Genomic DNA, 24,522 nt, shown 5'->3' with positions numbered 1-24,522 from the left:
GGACTCGAACCTCAACCTTCTGATCCGTAGTCAGATGCTCTATCCAATTGAGCTATAGGCGCAGAACTCCGATGCACCACGATCACCGCACAGCCTCTCCTCGCGGAGAGTCCCGGAACCTGGCGAATCAGGCATGCTCTCAGCACCGACGAGCTTTCCCCAGGTTGTCCTACACCAGCACCAGCACCAGCAGTCCAACAGATGGGTCGTACAAGACTCGAACTTGTGACCTCCACGATGTCAACGTGGCGCTCTAACCAACTGAGCTAACGACCCAAGACACCGTTGTACTACAAGCGGGAAACGGGACTCGAACCCGCGACCCCAACCTTGGCAAGGTTGTGCTCTACCAACTGAGCTATTCCCGCAGACCGACGGCACCGTGATGCCTATCCGTACACCAACCGGAGTGGAGACGAGCGGGATCGAACCGCTGACCTCTTGAATGCCATTCAAGCGCTCTCCCAACTGAGCTACGCCCCCGGAACTGGCTTCCTGCGCCACCGCCGTACCGTACCCCGTTCCCGTGGCACCGTGCCGGCGAGGGCATCAGGAACGCGCAGTCTAGTGCGGTGTATGTCCGGCGTCAAGCAGAGTTCCGGAGATCACACTGGCGAAAGACTCCGATCGGCGTATCTTGCAAGGCTACCCCCGGTAGGGCCATGTCGCCGCACGTTGGGATCCGGCGGGTCGGCGTCGCCGTTCATCGGCATGCCGTGTTCATTTTCGTTTCCTCCTTCAGGGATGCTGTCTCATCCCAAGGTCTCATAGAACGCCATGACTGACGTCAAGCGGAAGCGCCGTCGAGCGGCACCCGCGGGCATCGCGCCCAGCGAACCCGAGCGCGATATCCTCGACCAGTATCTCTACGAAGTCAGCACGTATCCGCTCCTGAAAGCGGCCGAAGAGATCGAGCTCGCCAAGAAAATCCGGACCGGTGACCAGGACGCGCTGCAGGAGCTCGTCAAGCGTAACCTCCGCTTCGTCATCTCGGTCGCCAAGAAATATCAGAATCGCGGCTTGCCCCTCATCGATCTCATCGGTGAAGGCAACGTCGGCCTGCTCACGGCGGCGCGGAAGTTCGATCCCGATCAGGGCGTCAAGTTCATCTCGTATGCCGTGTGGTGGATCCGTCAGGCGATTCTGTCGTCGCTCGCCCGACAGGGGCGCACGGTGCGCGTCCCGCTCAATCGCACCGCCGATCTGTCGCGCATCATCAAGGCGTCGGAAATCCTTCGGCAGAAGCTCCGCCGCGAGCCGTCGCCCGAAGAGCTGGCGCAGGTCACCGGCCTCTCGGTCGATGTGGTGCAGTCGCTGGCCGCCCTCAACACGGGCGACGTGCGGCTCGATGCGCCGATGGATCCCGATGGCGATCGCTCGCTCATCGAGCGGTTCGTGGCCGACGAAATGCCGGACACGGAAGAAGAGGCGATGAACCGCTTCCTCACCGACGAGATCGAGCAGGCGCTGTCCACGTTGCCGCCGCGTGATGCCAAGGTCCTCCGGCTCTACTTCGGCCTCGAAGGCGGCCGCGAGCACACGCTCGAAGAGATCGGTAGCATGCTGGGGGTTACCCGCGAGCGGGTCCGTCAGCTGCGGGACCGGGCCCTCAAGCGTCTCCGGGAAGGCGATGTGGGGCGCGCGCTCTCCAGCTTCGCGGCGTAATCGGCGAACAGAAGCGAGCCCGGTTCAGCGGGATCGCAGCAATGAGGGGCGTCCGACGATCGGGCGCCCCTTTTGCGCGTTGCCCGGCGCTCCCCGCCTACCTTCGCCGGACTTTGACGGTACATTTGTGATCTCATGATCGAGTTCAAGAACATCCACAAGGCGTTCGGGCCCAAGCAGGTGCTCCGCGGCTTCTCCCTTCAGGTCAATGAAGGCGAGACCATGGTGATCATCGGCTATTCCGGAACCGGCAAGTCGGTGGCGATCAAGCACATCGTCGGCCTGCTCGAGCCCGATGAGGGCGAGGTCTGGGTCGATGGGTTGCGCGTCGACCAGCTCTCGCGCAAAGACCTGTACGCCCTGCGCGGACGGATCGGCTACGTGTTCCAGTTCGCCGCCCTCTTCGACTCGATGACCATCGGCGAGAACGTGGCCATGGGGCTGCGCAAGCAGGGGGAGCTCAGCGAGTCGGAGATCACCACACGCGTGGACGAAGCGCTGTCGCTCGTCGACCTCCCCGACGTGAAGGGGCGGATGCCGGCCGAGCTCTCGGGCGGCATGCGCAAGCGCGTCGGCATTGCCCGCGCCATCGCGCTGCGCCCCAAGTACATCCTGTACGACGAACCCACCACGGGGCTCGATCCGGTCACCTCGGCCACCATCGACGCCCTCATGGTGCGCATGCGCGAGCAACTGGGCGTCACGGGCATCGTCATCACGCACGACATGCGGAGTGCCTACACCGTCGGCACGCGCATCGCCATGCTCTACGAAGGGCAGGTGCGGGCGGTCGGCACCGTAGACGAGATCCAGCACAGCAGCGATCCGCTCGTGCGGCAGTTCATCGAAGGCCGCGCCACGCTCGAAGGCAGCGCCCCGCTCATCGGCGTCGCCACTGGCGTCGCTGGCGGCGTCGCCGCGACGGCGAGCTGAGTCGTGCGCTCGTGCGGCATCCGCCGGTAGCGACGCCATGACGACGGCGCCGGATCCGGAGCAGCGCATGAGGCGCGCCACGCTCGAAACGTCGGCGGGCGGCGTCGTGTATCGCGTGCAGGATGGCGAACCGGTGTTCCTGCTCATTCGCGACAGCTACCAGAACTGGGGCTTCCCCAAGGGCCATCTCGAAACCGACGAGTCGCCCGATGTCGCCGCCCTGCGTGAGGTGCGAGAGGAAACGGGGCTCGACGATGTCGCGCTCGACCGGGTGATCGCGACCATCGACTGGTTCTTCCGCTTCCGCGGACGGCTCGTGCACAAGGTGTGTCATTTCTACCTCATGCGCAGCGACGCCTCGGACACGACGCCGCAGCGCACCGAAGGGATCACCGCCTGTCGTTGGGCCACCTACGACGTCGCCACGAAGCTGGTCTCGTATGCCAACGCCCGTGACGTCCTGATGCGCGCCAATGCCATGATCCGTGGCGACGCCCCGTCGGCCGACCCCGACCGGCCCGCCCGCTGATGGCGGCGCGAGCCAACGCCGACGGCGCCGCCCCATCCCTCTGCGTCGTCGCGCTCCTGAAGCGTGAGCGGGCGCGGGCGCTGGTGCGCACGGCGTTTCCGCGGCGGCGGGCGCACGTGCACGTCGCCAAGAGCGCGGCAGACGTCGACGCGTATCTCATGAAGGAGCTGGTCGACGTCGTGATCATCGACGCCGGCGCCGGCGACGAGGCCCAGCGCCTGGTCTCGCGCGCCGAGGAGTTTCCGAGCCTCCCGTTCGTGCTGATCACCGCGCTGTTGCCGGCCGATGCGCCCCTGCTGGCGCGGGCGGCCGATGCCGGGATGGCCGACGTGCTGGTCGAAGGCGTGGATGACGGCGTCGCCCGCGAACTCGTGCTCCGTCGCGCCTTCTCCAGTCGGTTCGAGCGGGCGCTCTCGCAGCCGCCGGCCATGCTGCATCTCGAGACCCCCCTGCAGATCGCCGTTTGGCAAAGTGTGGTGCGTCGCGCCGGCCGCCCGGTCCGTACCGACCAGCTGGCGAAGGAACTGAGCGTGTCGCGCGAGCACCTCTCGCGCAGCTTTGCCGTGGGGCGGGCGCCCACCCTCAAACGGGTGATCGACCTCGTGCGGGTACTGGCCGCCGCCGAACTGTCCAAGAACGCCGGCTACGACGTACGCGACGTGGCGCAGGTGCTCGGCTTCGCCAGCTCGTCGCATCTCTCCAGCACCACCCAGCGCCTCGTCGGCGCCCGCGCCTCTAGTCTGTCCCGCCTCCGGGCGGTCGACCTGCTGGAACGCTTCGGACAGGCCGCGTTCGGGGATCCGGCCGCCAACTAGGCCGCAACCGTAACAGGAACGACACACGCAACAGCCAGAACACGGAGACCACGGATCACACGGTAACCACACGGATCTGCTCCGTTTGGGCGACTGGTCTCCGTGACGCCTCCCCAAGAAGCGTTTCTTCATCAAGAGCAAACCCGTCGGTCACCCGGGTCTGTCCGTAAGGCGGGCTTATCCGTGTTGTTTCCGTGATTTCCGTTGATCCGTGTTCCGGCTGTTGCCGTTGCTGTTGCTGTTGCCGTTGCTGTTGCCGTTGCCGTTGCCGGAGCCGGACCAGCCCCCAAACGGCCCCACCCCGCCGGGTTGCACCGACCCGTCCCTTGTGATAATTTTCACAAGCTGTCCCCGAATCGTTACCACGCATATAAAGCCCCTGCCTCATGGCTACCCAGACCGCCCTGCGCCCCGGCGAAATCAAAGACATCCTCCTCCGCGAAATTGAAGCGGCGGATCTCGCCGATCTCAACGTCGAGGAAGTCGGTTCCATCCTCGAAGTGAAGGACGGCATTGCCCGCGTCTATGGCCTGGGCAAGGTCATGGCCGGCGAGATGCTCGAGTTCACGGCCTCGGAAACGAAGGCCGTCATCACCGGCATGGCGTTGAACCTCGAAGAGGACAACATCGGTGCCGTCATCCTCGGCGATTACCTCCAGCTCAAGGAAGGCGATGAAGTCCGTCGCACCGCCCGCGTGCTGGAAGTGCCTGTCGGACCGGAACTGATCGGTCGCGTCGTCGATCCCCTCGGCCGTCCCATCGACGGTCTCGGCGAGATCCGCACCACCTCGTTCCGCAAGGTCGAGTCGCCCGCCCCGGGTATCATCGTGCGGCAGCCGGTGAAGGAGCCCATGCAGACGGGCATCAAGGCCATCGACTCCATGATCCCGATCGGCCGCGGACAGCGCGAGCTCATCATCGGCGATCGCTCCACGGGCAAGACCGCCGTGGCGATCGACACGATCATCAATCAGAAGGGCCAGGGCGTGATCTGCGTGTACGTCGCGATCGGCCAGAAGGCCTCCACGATCGCGACGGTCGTGGAACGCCTCCGTCAGGCCGGCGCGCTCGAATACACCATCATTGTGGCCGCCTCGGCCTCCGATCCGGCGCCGATGCTCTACATCGCGCCGTACTCGGGGTGTGCGATGGCCGAGTACTTCATGTACAACGAGGGCAAGCCCACGTTGTGCGTGTATGACGACTTGTCCAAGCAGGCCGCGGCCTATCGTCAGCTGTCGCTCGTGCTTCGTCGTCCGCCGGGCCGTGAAGCCTATCCGGGTGACGTGTTCTATCTCCACAGCCGTCTCCTCGAGCGCGCGGCCAAGCTGCGCGAAGACGACGGCGTGGTCGATGGCAAGACGATCCTCAAGCCGGGTGGTTCGCTCACCGCGCTCCCGATCATCGAAACGCAGGCCGGCGACGTCTCGGCGTACATCCCGACCAACGTCATCTCGATCACCGACGGACAGATCTTCCTGGAAACGGACCTCTTCAACGCCGGCATCCGCCCGGCCGTGAACGTCGGTATCTCCGTGTCGCGCGTCGGTGGCTCGGCCCAGACCAAGGCCATGAAGAGCGTGGCCGGCCGTCTCCGCCTCGACCTCGCGCAGTTCCGCGAACTCGAAGCCTTCGCCGCGTTCGCGTCGGACCTCGATGCTGCCACGAAGCGCCAGCTGGAGCGCGGGGCGCGCACGGTGGAAATCCTCAAGCAGGGGCAGTACCAGCCCATGCCGTTCGAGGAACAGGTGATGGTGATCTACGCGGTGACCAACGGCCTCCTCGACGCGATCGAGACGGCCAAGGTGCGCGCGTGGGAGAAGGGATTCCTCGAGTTCATGCGCGCGCAGTTCCCGCAGGTCGCCGACACGGTCCGCACCAGCAAGGCGCTTTCGAAGGAGATGGAAGCGGAGCTGAAGCGCGGCATCGAGCAGTACTCCAAGAGCCTGTAAGATGGCCAAAGGCCGCGAACTCAAGGGGCGCATCAAGTCCGTCGAGAACACGCGCAAGATCACGCGCACGATGGAAATGGTCGCTACCTCCAAGATGAAGCGCGCGGCGGATCGCGTGTCGTCGGCGCGTCCGTACGCGTTGGCGCTTGGCGAGGTGCTGTCGCACGTGTATACGCCGGAATTGGCGGAGCGCTTTCCGCTCCTCCGCCGCCCGGCGCAGGTGAAGCAGGTGGCGCTGGTGGTGCTCACGGCCAATCGCGGCCTGTGCGGCGCGTTCAACACCAACCTGCTGCGCGAGGCGCGCGCGCGGCTCGCCGAGCTGGAAGGGAAGGGCGCCAGCGTCGAGCTGCACATCGTCGGTCGGAAGGGCATCGGCTTCTTCAAATATCTGGGGCGCGATCTCGCGTCGCAGCGCGCCGATATCAGCGACAAGCCGACGTCGGCCGATGCCACATCGGTCATCGACACGCTCATGACGCGCTTCGCGTTGGGCGATCTCGATGCGGTGCATGTGACCTACGCGAAGTACAAGTCCGCGCTCTCCACGCCGCCGGCCACCGAACAGGTGCTGCCGGTCGTGGCCCCGACGAGCACCGGTTCGGGGCTGTCGCGCGATTTCATCCTCGCACCGTCGGCCGACGAGATCCTCGAAGCGCTGTTGCCGTTGTATGTGCGCAACACCGTCTACCGGGCGCTCGTGGAAACGGCCGCGGGCGAGCAGGGCGCGCGTCGGACGGCGATGAAGAACGCCACCGACAACGCGACCGAGATGCTGCAACTGCTCAAGCGTACGTACAACTCCGCGCGGCAGGCGCAGATCACGCAGGAAATCGCCGAAATCGTCGGCGGCGCATCGGCACTGCAGGGCTGATTTCCCTATCTCCACATAGAGTCCCATGGCTACCACTGCCGCGCCGACCACTGTCGGCAAGATCATTCAGGTTATCGGCCCCGTTATCGACGTGGCCTTCGAAAACGATCATCTGCCCGAGTTGTACAACGCGGTGCGGGTGGAAGGCACGGCACCTGATGGACAGGTGATCTCCGTGACCGCCGAAGTGCAGCAGCACATCGGTCGCAATCAGGTCCGCGCCGTCGCCATGTCGAGCACCGACGGCGTCACGCGAGGCATGGCTGTGGTCGACACCGGCGGCGCCATCACCGTGCCCGTCGGTGCGCCCGCACTCGGCCGTATTCTGAACGTGCTCGGCGAACCGATCGACGAAGGTGCCGCGATCCCCGCGGACGCGCTGCGCTGGCCCATCCACCGCAAGCGTCCCGACTTCGTCGACCTGCTCCCGAAGACGGAAGTCTTCGAAACGGGCATCAAGGTCGTCGATCTCGTCGCCCCGTTCGTGAAGGGTGGAAAGATCGGACTCTTCGGCGGCGCCGGCGTCGGCAAGACCGTCATCATTCAGGAGCTCATCAACAACGTCGCGAAGGGACACGGCGGTAAGTCCGTGTTCTGCGGCGTCGGTGAGCGCACGCGCGAAGGCAACGACCTCTATCTCGAATTCCAGGAAGCGGGCATTCTCGACAAGGTCGCGCTGATCTACGGCCAGATGAACGAGCCGCCGGGAGCCCGTCTCCGTGTTGCGCTCGCCGGTCTCACGGTCGCCGAGTATTTCCGCGACGTCGAGAACGCCGACGTGCTGGTGTTCGTCGACAACATCTTCCGCTTCACGCAGGCCGGTTCGGAAGTGTCCGCGCTGCTGGGCCGCATGCCGAGCGCCGTGGGGTATCAGCCCACGCTCGCCACGGAAATGGGCGAACTGCAGGAGCGCATCACCTCCACGCGCAACGGCTCGATCACGTCGGTGCAGGCCATCTACGTGCCGGCCGACGACTTGACCGACCCGGCGCCCGCCACGGCGTTCGCGCACTTGGATGCCACGGTCGTGCTCAACCGTAAGATCACGGAGCTCGGCATCTATCCCGCCGTGGACCCGCTCGACTCCACGTCGCGCATCCTCGACGCGCAGTACATCGGCGAGCGCCATTACAACGCGGCGACCACGACGCAGCGCATCCTGCAGCGGTACAAGGAGCTCCAGGACATCATCGCGATCCTTGGCATGGACGAACTGTCCGAAGACGACAAGAAGATCGTGGGCCGTGCGCGCCGTCTGCAGCGCTTCATGTCGCAGCCGTTCGCCGTCGCCGAGCAGTTCACGGGCATCCCCGGCAAGTACGTGAAGCTCGAGGAAACCATCTCCTCGTTCGAGCGCATCTGCGCCGGTGAGTTCGACAACCTGCCCGAGCAGGCGTTCTTCATGGCCGGTGGCGTCGACGACGTCGTCGTCAACGCGAAGAAGTTCCAGAGCTGATCGCATGAGCGACTCACTCAAGGTGTCGGTGATCTCTCCCGAGCGCGTGCTCTTCGAGGGCACGGCGCGGGGGGTCATCGCGCCGGCGTTCGACGGCGAGATGGGCATCATGCCGATGCACGCACCGCTCATGACGCTGCTCGGTAAAGGCACGCTGCGTCTCGATACCGCCGAGGGCGAAAAGCGCTTCGGTATCGAGGGGGGCTTTCTGCAGATCATCGACGATCAGGTCCGCGTCGTGACGGAGCACGCGTCCGCAATCGCCGCGGGCTAACCGCGCGTCTTTCCGGCCGCCTCGCGGCTGCGTACGCACGACCGGCACACACGAACGAGACACGCGGGGCATGGCTCACACCATGTCCCGCGTGTTGTGTTGACGGGGATTCGCGCACGGACTTCGGAACGATTTCGTTGTTGGTCGCAACGTCCGCACGTCGTGGTCCGTACACACACTGGCGCCCCCGGCGTGCACTGTCGTCCGGCAGTTGCCGACGCCGTGGTCGTGATCGCAGTCTGTTCGCTCGCGTTTTCACCAACAGTCATGGCTCTCCGTGTCGTAGTTCTCGGTCGGGTTCCGGCGTCACTGCCCGAACAGCTGGCCCATCTGACAGCCTCGCTCGACGCGTCGGTGCTTGGGTTCCACGCCGATGCCCAGTCGGCGAGAGCCGCGCTTCGCCCCCTTCCCGACATCGCGCTGGTCGGTGCCGAGATGGCCGACATGTCCGGCTTCGCCTTCGTGCACTCGCTCGCGCCGTCCGAGCGTCCCACCGCCATCGTGTTCACGTCGGCGCGTGAGGAGGATGCCGTGCGGGCCTTCGAGCTCCAGGCCACCGACTTCGTGCCGGTACCCGTGGTGGCCGAGCGTTTGCGGGATGCGCTCGCGCGCGCGCGTCAGCAGGTGCTGCAGGTGGCCTTGCTGCGCACCGCCGACGAATTGCAGCGCCTGATCGGCGAAGCGAGTGCTTCGGGCCATACGGATCTCGGGGCGCTCTTCTCGCGCGGGGGCGGCGACGGCCACTCGAACGGCCGCGGGGTCGGGACGGGTCACGACACCGCAGTGGAAGCCGCTGGGCGCAAACGGGGCAACCGGCATGCCACCGGGACGTTCATTCCGTCCACGCCGTGGCGTGCTCCCCGCGGCTCGGAGCCCGTGTCCGCCCGCCTGACTCGGGACGACGCCGACGCGCCCGTGCTCGATCTCACCCAGGATGATGGCGGCCGTGCCGCCTCGGGCCAGAGCGATGCCCGTCCGCTCCGCGTGCTGGTGCGCGAGGGTCGTCGCACTCGCTTTGTGCCGCTGGCCGCGGTCGACTGGTTCGAGGCCGACGGGAATTACATCCTCGTGCATGCGGCGGGCGAAAAGTACCGCACCCGCGGTACCATCACGGCCATCGAGGCCGCGCTCGATCCGCGGCAGTTCGTCCGCATTCATCGGCGCATGGTCGTCAACATGGATCGCGTCCGGGAGATGACGCCGCTTCCCGGCGGGGACGGCTTGTTGATGCTCGGCAACGGGTCCACGCTGCGCTTGTCGAGGACCTACCGGACGCGCGTGCGCTGATCGCCGCCGTTCGTCCCAACCGCATACCACCGGCCGAGGCTGCACGGCGCGGCGATTGACAGTCAAACGCTGCCTACTAGCTTGACGCGACGGCGCCCGTGCCGCGAGTCCGCTCGAGACTGAGCCGACGGCGTTCACGTGGCCTCCCCTGTGGTCCCCGACCCACGTGTTTTCCCGCCGCCGCGCCCCTGCGTCGGCGTTGTCCAGTGCCATGTCGGGACCCTCGGCCTCTCCACAGGTTGCCGTCGGCCTCCGGCTTGGCGTTGCAGACGTTTCAGCCCGGTTACCCCGGCGAGACGTTGTCCCGCAGTACTAGCCTCCCGGAGGAGCAGATGAGGGCTTTCGGACGTCGTTTGTGGTTTATCGCGACGGTCCTGGGCGTGGCACTTGCCGCGCCGATCACCGCCGCCCAGGCACAGACCGGTAAGCTGACCGGTGTGGTGACCGATGCGGAGACAGGCAAGCCCGTCGAGGGCGTTGCGGTGGTTGTTCAAGGGACAACGCTGGGTTCGAATACGAATGCCAGCGGCCGCTATTTCATCATTCAGGTTCCTCCCGGATCCTATTCGGTTCAGGCCCGTCGCCTCGGTTTCCAGAGCGTGACCGCCACGAACGTCACGATCGCCATCGACGCGACGCGCGAACAGAACTTCAAACTGCGCTCGTCGAACCAGACGTTGGCGGCCATTACGGTGCAGGCCGACGTGGCCCCGCTCGTGGAGCGCGGGCAGGTCGGTTCCCGGACTACGGTCACCGCCGAGCAGATCACGTCATTGCCGGTCACCAGCATCGCCGGTGTGCTCGCGCTGCAGCAGGGCTTCACGGAAGTCCCGCAGAACACCTCGGTGGTGTCGTTGGCGGAAGAACAGCGCAGCACCACGCCGGCGCTGCGCGTTCGCGGCAGCCGCGGCGGTGCCACGCTGTCGATGATCGACGGCATTGCCATCAATAACCCGCTCTTCGGCAACGATGCTGTCGGCATGAGCGCCTTGGCCGTGCAGCAGGTGGACTTTCAGCGTGGTGCGATGGAGCCGCAGTACGGCAACGCGCTGGCCGGCGTCATCAACCAAGCGGTGCGTGAAGGCGGCTCGGAAGTGTCGGGCGCCATCGACTTTCAGAACTCGACGCTCCCGGGCAGTCTGTTCAACACGCAGCAGGACAAGTTGCTCGGCTTGAATCTGCTTCGCGGCTACCTCTCGGGCCCGGTGCCGGGCACGAAGAACAAGCTGCGCTACTCGGTGTCGGGGCAGGTGCAGAGCCAAGCCCAGCGCGTGCTGGAGTTCGACCAGGATGTGTACACGGCCAACGCCCCGCTTGTACTGGGCGATATCCTCGGTGTGTCCACCAAGGACCTCGTGCCGGGCTTTCAGGCGTTCGGCGGCACGCAGAATTCGTCGGTGGTCGGCAAGCTCACGTTCCTGCCGTTCGACAACACCACGATCAAGTTCACCGCCGTCGGCTCCGAGCGTCAGAACCGCGGCTACGACCGTCGCTACTTCTTCGCCTACCGTGGCGATCCGCTGGCGCTCGTGAACAACCGCACCGACTCGTTGTTCGCGCTCACCGGCGGCGACAATCGCGCGTCGCGTGATCTGATTCAGCCGTCGGTGCGCGACCAGGGCAAGCTGCTCATCGGTTCGCTCGAACAGCGCTTCGGTCGTTCCAACCTCACCGTGCGTGTCGCCCAGACCGACTTCGAGCGCACCACCTGCGCCGTGTTTCTCGGCACGTGTATCCCGGGGCCGTTCGCCTACGGCAACTTCGACCAGTCGTTCCTGTCGATCTGCGGCGGCTTTACCGGTTGCGACCGCGTCCCGTATCAGGGTATCGCGTCGGGCATTTATGGCGGTGAGCAGTACACCACGCGCACCGTCAAGGCCGACCTCCAGTCGCAGCTCACCGATCACAACAACATCCAGATCGGCGCGCAGTTCGTGAACCACGACTTCGTGTACAGCGATGTGCAGCAGGATGCCAGCACGACGTCGGGCATCAAGAACAACGTGTATCAGGTGTATCGCGGCAAGCCGATCGAAGCCGCGGCGTACATCCAGAGTGTGATCGAGTACGACTTCATCACGATCAAGCTCGGTGGTCGCTTCGACTACGGCCGTGCCCGCGGTCAGGCGCTGGCCAATCCGTTCGATCCGTCGAACGGCACCACGGCGCGTGAGGTGTGCGCCGGTGCCTCGGTCGGTGGCAAGCAGCTGCTCAACGCGGCCGGCCAGCCCTATGGCCTCGCCGGTTGCGCTGCCTCGCCGATCGACCCCAAGACGCAGCGCGCCCGTTTGCTCGACACGGCCACGGCGATCGCGCAGCTCGATGACTTCCGCGAGTCGCCCGCCCGCACGGCGTTCAGCCCGCGCGTGGGTGTGGCCTTCCCGCTCACCGAGAAGTCGCAGGTGTTCTTCAACGGCGGCCGTTACACCATGGTCCCGCTGTACGGCAACACGTATCGCAACACGGGTATCGGCACCACGGCCGGCGCCGGCGACAACTATTGCGCCGCTGGACAGATCAAGCCCGGCACGAGCGAATGCACGCCGAATCTGCAGCCCGATAACCCGACGTTCGTGGGTAATCCGAGCCTCCGCCTCGAGCAGGCCAAGCAGTTCGAAGTCGGCTACTCCGGTGAAGTCGGCAAGAACTACTCGATTCAGGTGGCCGTGTTCAGCCGCTCGGAAACCGGCCTCACCGGTATCCGCAGCAGCCGCGCCGCCCAGGACATCGGCAGCACGTACGCCGGCGCCTTCCCCACGTACAACATCATCGTGAACGGCGACTTCCTGTCGTCGCGCGGTGTGGAAGTGGCTTTCCGTCGTCGCCTCGCCGATCGCTGGGGCTACGACATCAACTACGGCCTCTCGCGTTCCACCACGAACTCGCGGCCGCCCGATCGCGCCAACGAAGTGTCGCGTACCGATGAAGCACTCCGTGCACAGAACATCGAAACGCTCACCGATGTCGACCAGCCGCAGCGCCTCAACGTGCAGCTGTTCTATCGTGTCGGGAACGACGCACCGGAACTGCCGCTCGGCCTCGGCAAGGCGCTCAAGAACTTCAGCGGCTCGCTCACCTACAACATCACGTCGGGCATTCCGTACACGCCACTCCGCGGCGCGGCGGCGGGCCAGATCGGCCTGAACAATCAGGGTGAAGTGAACTCGGCGCGTCAGCCGTCCACGCAGGATGTGGGATTGCTGCTCGACAAGGCGTTCCGCATCGGCAACCTGCGCTACTCGGGTTTCCTGCGCGTGAACAACCTGCTCGACCGCAAGAACTGCGTGCAGGTCTTCAACAACACGGGCACCTGCGACGCCGGTCTGCGTGACTTCGCGAACCGTCGTATCGGCAACGCCGGCGACAATACCTCGACCGCCTTCGACCAGCCCGAGTTCATCGGGGCGCGTCGCAGCATCTCCACCGGCCTGTCGGTCAACTTCTGAGCATGGACGGCGTAAACCTCATGGGTTTCACTACCAATAATTCCCGCCGACAGCCTCAGGGCCTCCGGGCGCGCGGAGTCTCGCGCGCCCTGGGTACCCTCGCCGTGCTGGCCGGCCTGTCCACCATCGCGCCCGCCATCGCGGAGGCGCAGCGCGCCACGCAGGCCAAGGTCAACCATCTCGACGAGATGTTGCCCGACGGCACGATCCGTCAGATCCCCATTCCCGCCACCAACGGGTTCGACCTGTTCGCGGCGGAAGACCTCGCGTTCGGTACGCTCCGTATGAGCGGCACCTACCGTGCCGCCATCGCCAGCCAAGGCGGTCCGGTCGCGCAGAATCAGGGCGACATCGCCTTCGGCGCGCGCGCGGTCAGCCCCACGGCAGGCCAATTTCACGTGTTCTTCCAGATGGGCTTCGTGGTGGCGGCGCCACCGACGGAATTCCGGAAGATCCGCGTGGTGAATCCGCGCATCAACAACATGACCGGTACGCTCGGCTACACGTCGCTCACGTGGGAAACGCTCGTCTCGTCCAGCCGCAAGTGGGGCGCCGCCGACGCCCAGTTCGGCAAGAGCTTTGCCGGTGTCACGGCGCAGGACGGGTCGTCCTGCCGAGCCGACGGCAACGTGTACACGACCACCGGCTTCTCACTGCTGGCGCAGAAGGACTGCCCGGACACCTGGGGCTCCGAGGGTTTCCGCGGCAAGCTGGTGGTGCAGGATTCGGTGTGGCTCAACACGTTCAACGCGAACAAGAGCACGTTCCGCTGGGATGACTGGCGTATCCCGGCTGCGCGCCTCGATGCGACGCAGTTCCTGGGTACGCAGAGCGTGTACGGCTTCATCTCCGATTACTATCGTGAGCAGAAGCTCCGCTACGGCGGCATCGTGCCGGGCGGTTCGGGCACGCCGCTCGACGGCGGCTACCCGTTGGGCCTCGAGCTCCGCGTGGACAGCTACCAGTTCGCCTCGCCGGCCACGCGCAACACGCAATTCTATCAGGTGCAGATGGTCAACAAGTCGGCCGCCGTGTACGGCACGGGCATCGACTACGATTCGTTATACTTCGGCACGACCCCGGGCTTCCTCGCGGTCACCGACGGCCTCCAGTACCTGTCGCCGTACTTCGATTTCAGCACGAACACGATTCTGGCGTCGAAGGCCGGTACCAGCGGCAACTGCAGCACGTCGTACCCGAAGCGCTATCTCAACTCCACGCTCGGTGGCTGTCAGTCGACGGCTGCCTTCCAGGCCGGTGTGTGGAGCATGACGTGGCTCAAGTCGCCCTTGGGTGACGTGCGCAACAAGCGCTTCACGCGCAACCCGGCCGATCCGTATTACAACCCGGCCAGCCCGCTCGCCGACGATACGATCACGTTCAACCACTCGCACCCCGGCTCCGTCGGCCGTGCGGGTCAGGCGATCAACCGCTCCACCCGTTCCGCGTTCGGCTATCTGGCGTCCAAGGAAGACGACTTCCTCGACGGGCGGAATCCGTCGGATTTCACGATCAACAACTTCGTCGGCATGGTCACGCCGGAAGACTGGACCGGCTCGCTCCCCGCGACGCCGGCCGGTGTGAAGTTCCCGAAGTTCGTGCCGGGCGGTACCACCAATCCCAGAAACGGGCAGCCGTTCGGCCGGTGGGACTACAACAACGACGGCGTGCAGGACACGATCTCGGTGCCGGGCTGTGGTTCGCTCGGCTGCCACGGGATCTACTCCGACACCATCGTGGGCGGCTATCGCAACGAGTACGGCAACATTCTCGGCACGATCACGGCTGGTCCGTTCAAGCTGAAGGCGGGGGACACCACGCAGTTCCTGTGGGCCTTCTCCTGGAACCCGGATTCCGTGACCACCCGCAAGGCGATCGAAGGCCTCACCGAAGCCTACCTCACCAACTACGCTGGACCGCAGCCGATCGCGTACCCGGCAGTGAAGGCGGGGCTGTCGTACACGATCAATTCGGCCGAATTGGTCGACTCGCTCACCGGCGGCGCCGCGACGTCGATCGGATCGCAGATCGTGATTCGGTATCCGAATATCAATCCGGTCGATCCGTACATGGTCGGCTTGGTGAACAAGCTGCGGGCCGACTCGCTCGCTGGTGATGTCGCCACGCGACGTATCCTGCGACTCAATCCCACGCTGCTCGATTCGCTCCGGGCGCGGGCGAATGACAATCTGAGCTCGGTTTACTTGTTCAAGTCGTGCGATGGCGGCACGACGTTCACCAACACCACCGGCAACGCGGGCACGTGCACGTCGGCGCCCACGCGCGCCATCGACGCCGCCATTCCCGCGTTCGGATGGCGCCCGGTCGCCACGGTGAATTACCTGAAGGGCGTCCCGCAGGTCGCGAACTTCAACGAGAATCTGCAGGCCGGCCGCACGTACAACTATGTATTTGTGACCCGTACTCGCGGCTTCTCCGACGACTACTTCCGTATCGTCGACTCGCTCCCGGGCCGTGGTCTCTACATCACCAACGCGCAGGACGCCTTCGGATTCCCGCGCGACACGATCAACTCGTCGTTTGCCACGTCGGGCCCGGCATCGCTCACGGTGTACGCCCCGATCACGAACGCCGCCGGGCGTCAGTTCGCCCGTATCGACACCTCCACGGTGGTGGGTAACTCCACCCAGCCCGTGCTGGTGCAGGCCGTTTCGAACAGCGTGACCGGTACGTCGCGCCTCGTATTCGGCAACCAGTTCATCGTGCGCAAGGTGCAGGACACGGTCACCCGTGCGGTCTCGTCGACCATCAGTGCCCGCTGGGTGCTGCCGAATGCGACCACCTCGCCCACGGGGCCGGCCACCACGAATTTCGTGGCCAAGGAGCAGTCGTTCACGACCACCGGTGACATCCCGGTTCGTCTGGGCACCACGCTGCTCGCCGGAACCGCGCGCGGCTTCACCGGCGCGTCGCGTGTCTTCGTCGACACGATCACGTCCCCGGCCAGCTACCCCGGCTACGTCTGGGTGACCGGTGACAACAAGCCGATTTTCGCGATCAACGACCCGTACGGCACCAACGGCGGCAACCAGGTCCGTGACCAGGTCGGCTCGCCGCTGTACCCCGGCTTCACGGCTCAGCCGGACGACTCGTCGAACACGGCCAACGGTTTCCGCACCGAGCGCCTGTCGGGCAACGTGTCGCGCGATCGGAATTTCGTGCTCCGCACGAACGGCGATACGCTCTCCGGCAATGCGCGTCAGTTCGTGCCGCAGGTGCAGGGCAACTTCACCACGGCGACCACTGGTCCGCTGGTCGGCAACAAGCGCATCAAGGGTGGTCGCTACGAGCTCACGTGGCTCACCGATCCGTGGGGCGCCAAGGCGTTCAAGCTCGATCCGGTCGCCGATCTACAGTCGGCCGTGACCACGGCGCTGGTCGAGGTGGCCTCGAAAGCCACGACGACCACCGAAACGTCGGCCGCCGTTGCCACGCTCGTCGGTGCCACGGCGACCCGGCCGCTGGTGCGCGTTCGCGTGCCGTTCACCATGAAGTTCACCGACCCGGTCGGCGGTCGTGAAGAGCCGGTCAAGTTCGCCATGCTCGCCCGCCAGACGTTCGCGCAGGGTGGTGTCGGCAACACGCGACTCCTCGGCTCGGGCAACGACACGGTGCGTGTCGCGGTCCCCGACTCGTTGTGGATGCCGGGCGATACGCTGATCGTGCTCCAGAAGGTGGAGAAGGACAGCACGGTGCTCCTCGGCACCACTCGCGTGGTCGTCATGCAGGCCGACGGGTCCAACGGCTTCCGCACGATCCCCGTGCTCGCCGACTCCGTTGGCCTGAACAAGTTCCTGGTGGCCTGCACCGGTGGTGTGAACGGTACGGGCGTCCGTCCCGCCGCCACGATCGACCAGAACAGCTGCAACCCGCTCGCCATCAACACGCGCGGCGCCACGACGGCCGGCGGCTATGCGCCGATCGAGCCGACCTGGCGGCAGGCGTTCGAACTCACGCGCACGTTCGATGCGCGGTCGAGCATCCAGCTCGTCGCCACGCCGTTCAGCATCAAGTCCGAGATCACCAAGGCCGATCTGGCCAAGGTCTCGGTGGTGCCGAATCCGTACATCGTGCGCTCGGACAACGATGGGGTCGACGGCGGGCGTCTTGCGGTGCCGCGCATCTACTTCACCAACGTGCCGGAAGAAGGCGTGCTGCGGGTGTACTCGGTATCCGGCCAGTTCCTCCAGGAACTCACCTGGACGAAGAGCGACCTGACCTACGCGGGTAACAACTCGACCTCTGGTGACCTGCCGTTCAACCTTCGCACGCGCGAAGGCACTGACATGACGTCAGGTCTCTACATCTACGTGCTCACTGCCACCGGCTCGGCTGGAAAGAATCAGGTGCAGCGCGGCAAGTTCGTGATCATCCGCTAAGGGAGCAGCGATGCAAATCACCCGGCTCATCGGCGCCTTCGGCGCCGCCACCCTGCTTCTGGGCACGACCGTTCGTGCCCAGGGGCCCGGTGGACTACTTCCTACGCCTGCGGATACCCCGAATCGTCAGGGTACGCGTGGCGCCAACTTCCTCCACATCGGCGTCGGCGCACGGAGCGGCGCGATGGCCAACGCCACCGCCGCCTCCGTCAACGGTCCGTTGGCCTGGTTCTCCAACCCGGCCGGTGCCGGCACCTCCGAGTCGTTCTCGGCGGTTGCCGGTCGCCAGAACCTGTACGGCGATCTCGGGCTCGGCCAGACGTATGCCGCGCTCTCGATTCCCGCGCTGGGCGGCAACCTCGGCGTGCACTTCAACACGCTGAGCTCGGGTGACATCAAGCGCACCACGGAGCTCAATCCGTTCGGTGATCGACTGGGTGGCAACTTCTTCCAGTGGACCTCCACGGTGGTCGGCATCGGGTACGCCAAGCGCCTCACCGATCGCCTGCAGGTTGGCGGTCAGATCAAGTACATCAGCGAAGGCATCCCGGATGCTGGCACGAAATGGGTCGCGGCCGACATCGGCACCCAGTTCAACACCGGTCTCTACGGCCTCACGCTCGGTGGCTCGATCTCGAACGTCGGTCCCACCGCCCGTTCGTCGGGCGCGCTGATCACCCGCGTGATCAGCACGGCCGACCGCGGCACCTTCAGCGACAACCGTCGCGTGTCGCTGTACACGTCACAGGTTGAGTTGCCGGTCGAGTTCCGCCTGTCGCTCGCCTCCGACCTGCTGGGCTCAGCGAACTCGCTCCTCGGCAAGGGTAGCGGCAAAAACACGCTCAACGCCGAAGTCGCCGTGAACGAGTCCACCGACTTCACGACGCAGTACGCGATCGGTCTCGAGTACGGCTATCGCAACATCCTGTTCGTGCGCGGTGGCAAGCGCGTGTACAACGACGATCGCGATCGTGGCACCGACACGCCGGTCGGACTGGCCGGTGGTTTCGGTCTCCGCCTCCCGGCGAAGGGACGTAACGTCCGCTTCGACTACTCGTTCGAGTCGGCCGGCGCGCTCCAGAACATTCAGATCTTCTCGTTCGAGGTGGGTCGATGAACCGCGCTGCAAGCATTCTCGCCGCCTTGGCGCTGACCGCAGCGAGCCTCGGCGCGCAGGTCGCGCCGAAGCAGTTCACGGTCACCACGCGTCTTGGCATCCTTCAGGCCGAGCGGGCCGCCAGCCTCGATCCGGCGGCGCTGATCGGTCTCGACGCGGAGTACGCGTTGTCCAAGTATCTGGGCATCGGTACCACCGTCGACGTGTCGCGAGGGAGCACCACCAAGGAAGACTTCCTCACGCGCCTGCGTTTCGGTCAAGCGGCCGTGGCTGGTGGTGATTCGGTCCGCTACCAATACGTGGGGCAGCCGGTCAACACGGTGAACATCGGGCTTGCGGCCACGCTGCGCTATCCGGGCAAGAAGGTGGCGCCGTTCGTCATGGCCGGTGCCGGCACCTACGTCATGATTCTCGACGCGCAGGTCAACGGCAAGGAGACGCGCAACAACGACGTCTCCTTTACCGGTGGCACCGGCGTCTGGATCAAGCTCAGCGAACAGTCCGGCCTGCAATTCGACGTGCGGGCCGTACAGTACCAAGGCTATGATCGCAATTTCCTGAATCCGGCGCGTGACCGTACCGAACTCATTCAACCGTTCCCGGAAGACTTCCCGACGCCTCCTGCGGCGAAGAAGACCGCGTTGAACACCATGTTCACGCTTGGCTTCCGGTACATCCCCGGCGGCGTTGGCGGGGGGAGATAACCGATGCGCATCATGCGTCCTTTTCTGCTGGTAGCCGGCGTGGCTGCGATTGGCCTTTCGTCGGCCTGTGGCAACGAGCGGTCGATCACGACCGAGCCCGTGGGAGCGCTCGGCTTCGGTACGAACTTCCTCCGGACTTCCACGAACCTGCCGCGTGGTACGGTCACCTATCCCGTCGGTATCGTGGCGTCGGCCACGCCGGCCAACGACTCGGTGATCATCACGCTCGCCGGTCTCGATACGCTGACCACGGGCAACTACACCGTGTGGTTCGCCAACGACTCGGCCACCAAGTTCGCGCCGGCCACGGCGCTCAACATCGTGGCGACCCGTCGTGACTCGTCGATCAATGCCGCGGGCGATCCGGTGTTCACGAACACGGCGTTCACGACCACCGGTGCCAGCTTCAAAGCTGGCGGATCCAATATCGCGCTGCGTGTAGCGGTGTCGCGCGTGTCGGCGCCGGCGCTCGTCGCCACGGATTCGCTGACCACGGTGTTGATCAGTATCGAGCCGGGTGCCGCAGGTGCCGCGCCGGGTGAGGTGCGTCCGCTGTGGGCGCGTCGCAGCCAGGCCAATGCGACGCGCGTTGCCAGCTTGCGGTTCGGTACGTTCGGTCGCGGTATTCCGGCGCAGCCCGGCAACCCCGGCGCCAATCAGGAGTTCGTGGTGGCCACGAACGGTGCGATGACCATCGTGCCGCGCGGCCGCGTGGAAGTGCGTGGCAACATCATGATCCTGAACGACTCGAACTACTTCCGTCCGCCCGTTGGCTACTACTACAACGCGTACGGCGTGAAGCTCGATACCACCGGCCGCTTCAACGACACCACGTATCTCGGACGGCGCACCGCGCCGTATCCGAATCGTGGGATCTCGCTGTACGACGCCGACAAGACCAACCCCGCCCCGAGCGTCGTGTTCGACAGCCCCCGCGTGATCTTCGCCATGGCGTCGCGTCTCTCGGCCGATACGATCCCCGACGCGACCGGCTCGCCGGCGTGGAAGAACTACGGGTTCGTGCGCGTCAATCTGCAGCCCAAGGCGGGCATCGAAGGTCGCATGGGTTCTGCGACGCTCCTCGAAGCCACCTTGCCGCCGTCGATCCGCGGCCGCTGATCCGGCCACTGTGGCACACAAAGCGCGCTCGGCGATCATCGCCGGGCGCGCTTTGCGTTTCCGATCTGCAATGTCGATGTGGCAACGCAAAAAAACTGCGATGCCGCTGCCAAGTTTGAGCGTACAACTCCGACGCGCCCAATCCTTACGCGGTTTTCATCCGCGTTCGATCCGCGTCAATCCGCGGTAAAACAGGGAAAAACCGCCTGACCGCGGATCACCACGAACACACCGCGGATAAGCCATGCCGCAGCAACATTCCAGCGTGCAGCTCCGACGCGCCCAATCCTTACGCGGTTTTCATCCGCGTTCGATCCGCGTCAATCCGCGGTAAAGGCAGTTCTCAGGATGGTCGGGAGCACCAATAGCCGTCGCCGATCACCCCTTCGCCAGAGTCACCGAAACATGTCAGGATACGTCACGCGATTGAGCGTGCCGCGGCCGCGATCTCCCACCCAGATGCCGTTGCTCGCATCTACCTTGACCAGCGTGGCAAAGGGTAGGTCGCGCGACACGCCCAACACCGTCGGTGTAGGCTCGAGAGCAATGCGCACCAAGCCGTCGGTGCCGCCGGCGACCAGCAACGTGTTCTGGTAGAACGCCAGATCGTAGGCGAACCGTGGCTCGCTCTGCAGGCGTATCGGCGTGACGATACCACCGCCCGCGGCGCCACGTCGCCAGACGGCGACTCCCGCCTCGCCGAGCGCCACCGCGATCCACGCCGGCGACGACGCGATGGCGCGAACGCCACCGCCGGTCGGGATCTTCTCGGCGATGCGCAGCCCGTTCTGGGCGTCCGTGGTCCACTCCACACGAAGCAGCGCCGAGTCGGTGCCTACCCACCACGATCCAGAGCTCTCGTCATACGCCGCGCTGCTGGCGGTCGTGCCAATGTTGATGGAGTCGCGAACAGCAGCACCACCGCGTTGCCGTTCGACCGTGACCGCCGCGCCGCGCGCCGCCAGCCAACCGTCACCACCTGCGGCGATAGCCGTGATCGCACCGTCCAGTAGACGCGAGGCCACACCCGACACGCTGCTCGTGCCGTACAGCGCCACGTCGCTGCTGACCAGCAACCGCGCATGACCCGGCAGCATCGCCACATCGCGCAGGCCGCGCAATCCGATGCCGCGACGACGTAGTGCCCGCGGCTTCGCCTCGGCGGCGAAGATCGAGATACCGCTGTCGGACACGACTGCGATCAGCGAATCGTGAAGCGACATGCCATCCGGCATCGCGGGTAGGACCGCGTATTCGAGCCCCACGCGGTCCCGAACACCAACCCGCGGTCGTTCCGCCCGTCGCTGGGCATCGATCTCGCGCGCCAGGAAGAGTCCCGTGATTGCCCCACTCACGCTCAGGAACGGCATCGCACAGCCCCACGGATCGCACGATGGCGGAATCGCCTTGTCGACCGCGCTGGCATATCCTCCGGCGAGGGCGACCCCGACCAGTGCGCCGATCACCGTGTATTTCAATCGACGGACCGGCGACCCCGCGGTCTCATCGACGGCACCTTGGGCGAGGACGGGCGCTGCCGTCCCGATCAGCAGCGAGAGCGCCACCGTGAGCGACAGCGCGCGTAACGTCAGCTGTCGAGTCGAAGCGGTCATTTCCGAGATTGCTCCATGGAGCCGATGGTGAATTCCCGTGATGACTGCGCGCGACGGTCGCTACCGATCTCGCGCACCACCACGTCAAGCCGATACCGGCCGTTCGGCGCCGTTCCCATCCCGATCGACGTCAACAGCGGCACTCGGTCGCGGCCATCGAGGCGTTCCGTCCGCGTGAAACGCAGGCCGAGTTGTTTGTCGCCTTCGGGGGTGAGGCCCACGACGTCCGCGAGGTTTCCCATCCATCGCTCGATGGTCGGCCCCGAGCGATTGATCTCGAGCAACGTGACCGCCAGTGCGACCTCGATCTGTACATCGCCCCGCGCATCCGGTCGAAGCCCGTAGGCCTCCACATACAGGGAGAACGTGTCGCGTGGTACGATGCGGGTGCCGAACAGCGGGCGCACGCCGGCGTCGGCCAATGAACGCAGCGGACGGCCTATGGCCGCCGAAGCGCGCGCACCCAGCAGTACATCGCTCAGCGCGAGCGACGTATCCCGGACGGGAGGCAACGAAAGGAACACGTTGGCCCTCGCCGCGGCCGACTGCACCCCGGCGTCCACGACCTCGATGCGCACGCGATGGTCCCCCACCGGCAGCGTGTCGAGCCGCTGATACTCCACGGGGCGCAACGTCGGCAACGTTATGGTGACGCGCTGCGAGTCGACCAGGCGCAGGCGGTCGGGTGATCCGCGAAAGGACCGGATCGACAATAGCCCGCGGTCGATCTCCACGCCGTCGTAGAAGCGCGCCGGCAGGGCCGCAGCGGCCGTGACCACCTGATACTCACCGGCGCGTCGTCCACGAAAGCGCGCCACTTGCACGCTCATCGAGTCCACGCGGGTTCTGGCGGTCATGGCATCGAGGCGGAACGGTTCATCGTTGCGGCGCTGATCGGCGACGTCGCGAAAGTCACCGGCGAAGTTGGCCGAGTTCATGGCCGGGGGCCCTGAGAATACGAACTCCAGCTCGCGTGCCGGATAGGAGAACACAGTCACCACGCGACCGGTCACGTCGCGCGCCGAGATATCGTTCGCCGGCGGAAGCAGCACCTCCACCGGTGGCTCGCCGTAGCGCATGACAATCATGCCACGATCGGTGCGCCAGCCGCGCACACCCTGTTCGACGTCGTCGTAGCGAAGCATGCTCACTGCGACGCGCGCGAAGTACTCGATCTGCGCTTCATTCTCCGGCGTGGAGATCAGCGGGTCGGCCGTCTCCCAGAAGGTGCGCACCGTCGCGTCGCGCGCGTCGTCGGCGAGGCCGGCCACGCGCACACTGTCTCCCGGCGTGAGCAGGCGGGAGATATCGAGCAGGTCGCGACGATCGTGCGCGGAGAGCCAGGCCAGCCCCGCCGCGAAGGCGCGCTCCGCGTCGGCGAGCGCGTTGAGGCGGGCCGCGGCGAGTCCATCGGCAAACGCGATCGAGGCTACCGATGCCACAGTGGCATCGGCGGGCATCGGGTTCGGATGCCGGGGGGCGTACTCGCGCGTCAGGAACGGCGCGGCCACGGCGCGCATCTCGGGGTAGCGCTGCTCATCGTACCACAGACCGAGCAAGCCGACCGCGCTCGCGAAATGCGCTGGATCGGCCGCTAACGCCAACCGATACAGCCGATCGGCCTCGGCGCGATCGGCGGCGCCGGCATTCTCGATGGGGCGAATCTGATGCTCGAGGAATTCGCGCACGTAGTGCAGGCGGTTGCGCGCGGCGTACGGATCGAAGAAGATGTTGGCGATGTACACGTGACGCTTCCGCGTGGTGCGATAGCGCCGCTCGAAGAGACGGCCGAATTCACTCGCTGACTCGGCGATCATCACCGTATCGGCGGCTGCCACGGCCACGGCCACGGCCTTGGCGAGGAGTCGCTCGGCGTCGGCCCGCAACAGCGGCGTGCGCAGGCGCAGCCTCGCCAGCTCGAGCACGAAGCGCGCGTCGCGCGGCGCAAGATCGGCGCCGCGATTCAGCAGACGCCAGGCGAGCACCTGCCGCGGCGTATTGTTGAACCCCAGCGATGTCGTGCGCGTGAGCAATCGCCCGCGCTGGTAGAGCGCCTCGAGATTCCGCGGCGCGCGATCGGTGGCCTGTTCGAGCACCTCCAGCGCTTCGGTGGTATCGCCGTTGGCCGCGAGCGAGAGGCCGCGCCGGATCAACGCGTCGATGTCGGTCTCGATGACCGTGGCACGTGTCTGCGCGCTCACGGACGTGCACGGCGCGACCAAGGTGATGGCCGCCACCGCCATGCGCCGGGCGAATCGCCGACGCGTGGACCAAAGCCGAGCCTGTGTGGTAAAAGACGCGAGACGCGTCACGAGGTCGTCGGGCAGATCGGATTCACGGG

General features: G+C 65.7%; 16 protein-coding genes and 3 tRNA genes. 14 read left to right on the top strand and 5 right to left on the bottom strand.

What is annotated here, in order from left to right:
• Window positions 1–202 precede the first annotated feature (202 nt).
• The 3 genes from ACIRA7_RS06765 to ACIRA7_RS06755 all read right to left on the bottom strand — a co-directional run bounded on the left by ACIRA7_RS06765 (window position 203) and on the right by ACIRA7_RS06755 (window position 483).
• A tRNA-Val gene (locus tag ACIRA7_RS06765) sits at window positions 203–276 on the bottom strand.
• A gap of 19 nt (window positions 277–295) precedes the next feature.
• Window positions 296–368: transfer RNA gene (locus tag ACIRA7_RS06760), tRNA-Gly, on the bottom strand.
• Between the two features lie 42 nt (window positions 369–410).
• Window positions 411–483: transfer RNA gene (locus tag ACIRA7_RS06755), tRNA-Ala, on the bottom strand.
• Window positions 484–777: 294 nt separating this feature from the next.
• Here ACIRA7_RS06755 and ACIRA7_RS06750 point away from each other — a divergent pair.
• From ACIRA7_RS06750 to ACIRA7_RS06685, 14 genes are all read left to right on the top strand, one after another.
• Window positions 778–1,665 (top strand): RNA polymerase sigma factor RpoD/SigA, encoded by an 888-nt coding sequence (locus ACIRA7_RS06750; RefSeq protein ID WP_396220085.1) that lies wholly within the window; start codon window positions 778–780, stop codon window positions 1,663–1,665.
• A gap of 135 nt (window positions 1,666–1,800) precedes the next feature.
• Complete coding sequence (locus tag ACIRA7_RS06745) at window positions 1,801–2,598, top strand: ABC transporter ATP-binding protein (protein WP_396220084.1); 798 nt, start codon at window positions 1,801–1,803, stop codon at window positions 2,596–2,598.
• Window positions 2,599–2,665: 67 nt separating this feature from the next.
• Window positions 2,666–3,127, top strand: a complete 462-nt coding sequence (locus ACIRA7_RS06740; protein WP_396220083.1) for an NUDIX hydrolase — start codon at window positions 2,666–2,668, stop codon at window positions 3,125–3,127.
• Entirely contained in the window at window positions 3,127–3,942 is an 816-nt protein-coding gene (locus ACIRA7_RS06735) for a helix-turn-helix domain-containing protein (RefSeq protein WP_396220082.1), read from the top strand. Before ACIRA7_RS06740 ends, ACIRA7_RS06735 begins: the two co-directional genes overlap by 1 nt.
• Window positions 3,943–4,328: 386 nt before the next feature.
• The gene (atpA, locus tag ACIRA7_RS06730) at window positions 4,329–5,894 is read left to right on the top strand and encodes a F0F1 ATP synthase subunit alpha (protein ID WP_396220081.1); all 1,566 of its coding nucleotides are present in this window, start codon (window positions 4,329–4,331) and stop codon (window positions 5,892–5,894) included.
• Between the two features lies 1 nt (window position 5,895).
• Window positions 5,896–6,765, top strand: coding sequence for an ATP synthase F1 subunit gamma (atpG, locus tag ACIRA7_RS06725; RefSeq protein ID WP_396220080.1), 870 nt, complete (start codon window positions 5,896–5,898; stop codon window positions 6,763–6,765).
• A gap of 25 nt (window positions 6,766–6,790) precedes the next feature.
• Window positions 6,791–8,221: a F0F1 ATP synthase subunit beta gene (gene atpD, locus ACIRA7_RS06720; protein WP_396220079.1), complete on the top strand. Its 1,431-nt coding sequence runs from the start codon at window positions 6,791–6,793 to the stop codon at window positions 8,219–8,221.
• A 4-nt stretch (window positions 8,222–8,225) separates the two neighbouring features.
• Window positions 8,226–8,495 carry a F0F1 ATP synthase subunit epsilon gene (locus ACIRA7_RS06715; RefSeq protein WP_396220078.1) on the top strand — a complete coding sequence of 90 codons (270 nt, stop codon included), beginning with the start codon at window positions 8,226–8,228 and terminating at the stop codon, window positions 8,493–8,495.
• A 267-nt stretch (window positions 8,496–8,762) separates the two neighbouring features.
• Window positions 8,763–9,782, top strand: coding sequence for a LytR/AlgR family response regulator transcription factor (locus ACIRA7_RS06710; protein WP_396220077.1), 1,020 nt, complete (start codon window positions 8,763–8,765; stop codon window positions 9,780–9,782).
• A gap of 332 nt (window positions 9,783–10,114) precedes the next feature.
• Window positions 10,115–13,228: a TonB-dependent receptor domain-containing protein gene (locus ACIRA7_RS06705; protein WP_396220076.1), complete on the top strand. Its 3,114-nt coding sequence runs from the start codon at window positions 10,115–10,117 to the stop codon at window positions 13,226–13,228.
• A 2-nt stretch (window positions 13,229–13,230) separates the two neighbouring features.
• Window positions 13,231–17,628, top strand: coding sequence for a hypothetical protein (locus ACIRA7_RS06700; protein ID WP_396220075.1), 4,398 nt, complete (start codon window positions 13,231–13,233; stop codon window positions 17,626–17,628).
• A 10-nt stretch (window positions 17,629–17,638) separates the two neighbouring features.
• Window positions 17,639–18,745 (top strand): PorV/PorQ family protein, encoded by a 1,107-nt coding sequence (locus tag ACIRA7_RS06695; protein ID WP_396220074.1) that lies wholly within the window; start codon window positions 17,639–17,641, stop codon window positions 18,743–18,745.
• The gene (locus ACIRA7_RS06690; RefSeq protein ID WP_396220073.1) at window positions 18,742–19,449 is read left to right on the top strand and encodes an outer membrane beta-barrel protein; all 708 of its coding nucleotides are present in this window, start codon (window positions 18,742–18,744) and stop codon (window positions 19,447–19,449) included. Before ACIRA7_RS06695 ends, ACIRA7_RS06690 begins: the two co-directional genes overlap by 4 nt.
• Window positions 19,450–19,452: 3 nt before the next feature.
• Window positions 19,453–20,568: a hypothetical protein gene (locus ACIRA7_RS06685; RefSeq protein ID WP_396220072.1), complete on the top strand. Its 1,116-nt coding sequence runs from the start codon at window positions 19,453–19,455 to the stop codon at window positions 20,566–20,568.
• Window positions 20,569–20,963: 395 nt separating this feature from the next.
• On the opposite strand, the gene ACIRA7_RS06680 is transcribed toward ACIRA7_RS06685, so the two are convergent.
• A complete protein-coding gene (locus ACIRA7_RS06680) occupies window positions 20,964–22,181 on the bottom strand; it encodes a hypothetical protein (RefSeq protein ID WP_396220071.1) in 1,218 nt (405 codons plus the stop codon).
• Window positions 22,178–24,424 carry a GWxTD domain-containing protein gene (locus tag ACIRA7_RS06675; RefSeq protein ID WP_396220070.1) on the bottom strand — a complete coding sequence of 749 codons (2,247 nt, stop codon included), beginning with the start codon at window positions 24,422–24,424 and terminating at the stop codon, window positions 22,178–22,180. Before ACIRA7_RS06675 ends, ACIRA7_RS06680 begins: the two co-directional genes overlap by 4 nt.
• Window positions 24,425–24,522: the final 98 nt, after the last annotated feature.

The sequence above is a fragment of the Gemmatimonas sp. genome (genome assembly GCF_044376735.1).
Classification (GTDB): Bacteria; Gemmatimonadota; Gemmatimonadetes; order Gemmatimonadales; family Gemmatimonadaceae; genus Gemmatimonas.
This window is presented reverse-complemented; position numbering and strand designations above follow the sequence as displayed.

Bases quoted from the DNA above. Each gene is read 5' to 3' on its own strand.
- ACIRA7_RS06700 (WP_396220075.1), top strand. From the start codon at position 13,231: ATGGACGGCGTAAACCTCATGGGTTTCACTACCAATAATTCCCGCCGA.
- ACIRA7_RS06710 (WP_396220077.1), top strand. From the start codon at position 8,763: ATGGCTCTCCGTGTCGTAGTTCTCGGTCGGGTTCCGGCGTCACTGCCC.
- atpD (WP_396220079.1), top strand. From the start codon at position 6,791: ATGGCTACCACTGCCGCGCCGACCACTGTCGGCAAGATCATTCAGGTT.
- ACIRA7_RS06680 (WP_396220071.1), bottom strand. From the start codon at position 22,181: ATGACCGCTTCGACTCGACAGCTGACGTTACGCGCGCTGTCGCTCACG.
- ACIRA7_RS06690 (WP_396220073.1), top strand. From the start codon at position 18,742: ATGAACCGCGCTGCAAGCATTCTCGCCGCCTTGGCGCTGACCGCAGCG.
- atpG (WP_396220080.1), top strand. From the start codon at position 5,896: ATGGCCAAAGGCCGCGAACTCAAGGGGCGCATCAAGTCCGTCGAGAAC.
- ACIRA7_RS06750 (WP_396220085.1), top strand. From the start codon at position 778: ATGACTGACGTCAAGCGGAAGCGCCGTCGAGCGGCACCCGCGGGCATC.
- ACIRA7_RS06715 (WP_396220078.1), top strand. From the start codon at position 8,226: ATGAGCGACTCACTCAAGGTGTCGGTGATCTCTCCCGAGCGCGTGCTC.
- ACIRA7_RS06685 (WP_396220072.1), top strand. From the start codon at position 19,453: ATGCGCATCATGCGTCCTTTTCTGCTGGTAGCCGGCGTGGCTGCGATT.
- ACIRA7_RS06675 (WP_396220070.1), bottom strand. From the start codon at position 24,424: ATGGCGGTGGCGGCCATCACCTTGGTCGCGCCGTGCACGTCCGTGAGC.
- atpA (WP_396220081.1), top strand. From the start codon at position 4,329: ATGGCTACCCAGACCGCCCTGCGCCCCGGCGAAATCAAAGACATCCTC.
- ACIRA7_RS06705 (WP_396220076.1), top strand. From the start codon at position 10,115: ATGAGGGCTTTCGGACGTCGTTTGTGGTTTATCGCGACGGTCCTGGGC.
- ACIRA7_RS06745 (WP_396220084.1), top strand. From the start codon at position 1,801: ATGATCGAGTTCAAGAACATCCACAAGGCGTTCGGGCCCAAGCAGGTG.
- ACIRA7_RS06735 (WP_396220082.1), top strand. From the start codon at position 3,127: ATGGCGGCGCGAGCCAACGCCGACGGCGCCGCCCCATCCCTCTGCGTC.
- ACIRA7_RS06740 (WP_396220083.1), top strand. From the start codon at position 2,666: ATGAGGCGCGCCACGCTCGAAACGTCGGCGGGCGGCGTCGTGTATCGC.
- ACIRA7_RS06695 (WP_396220074.1), top strand. From the start codon at position 17,639: ATGCAAATCACCCGGCTCATCGGCGCCTTCGGCGCCGCCACCCTGCTT.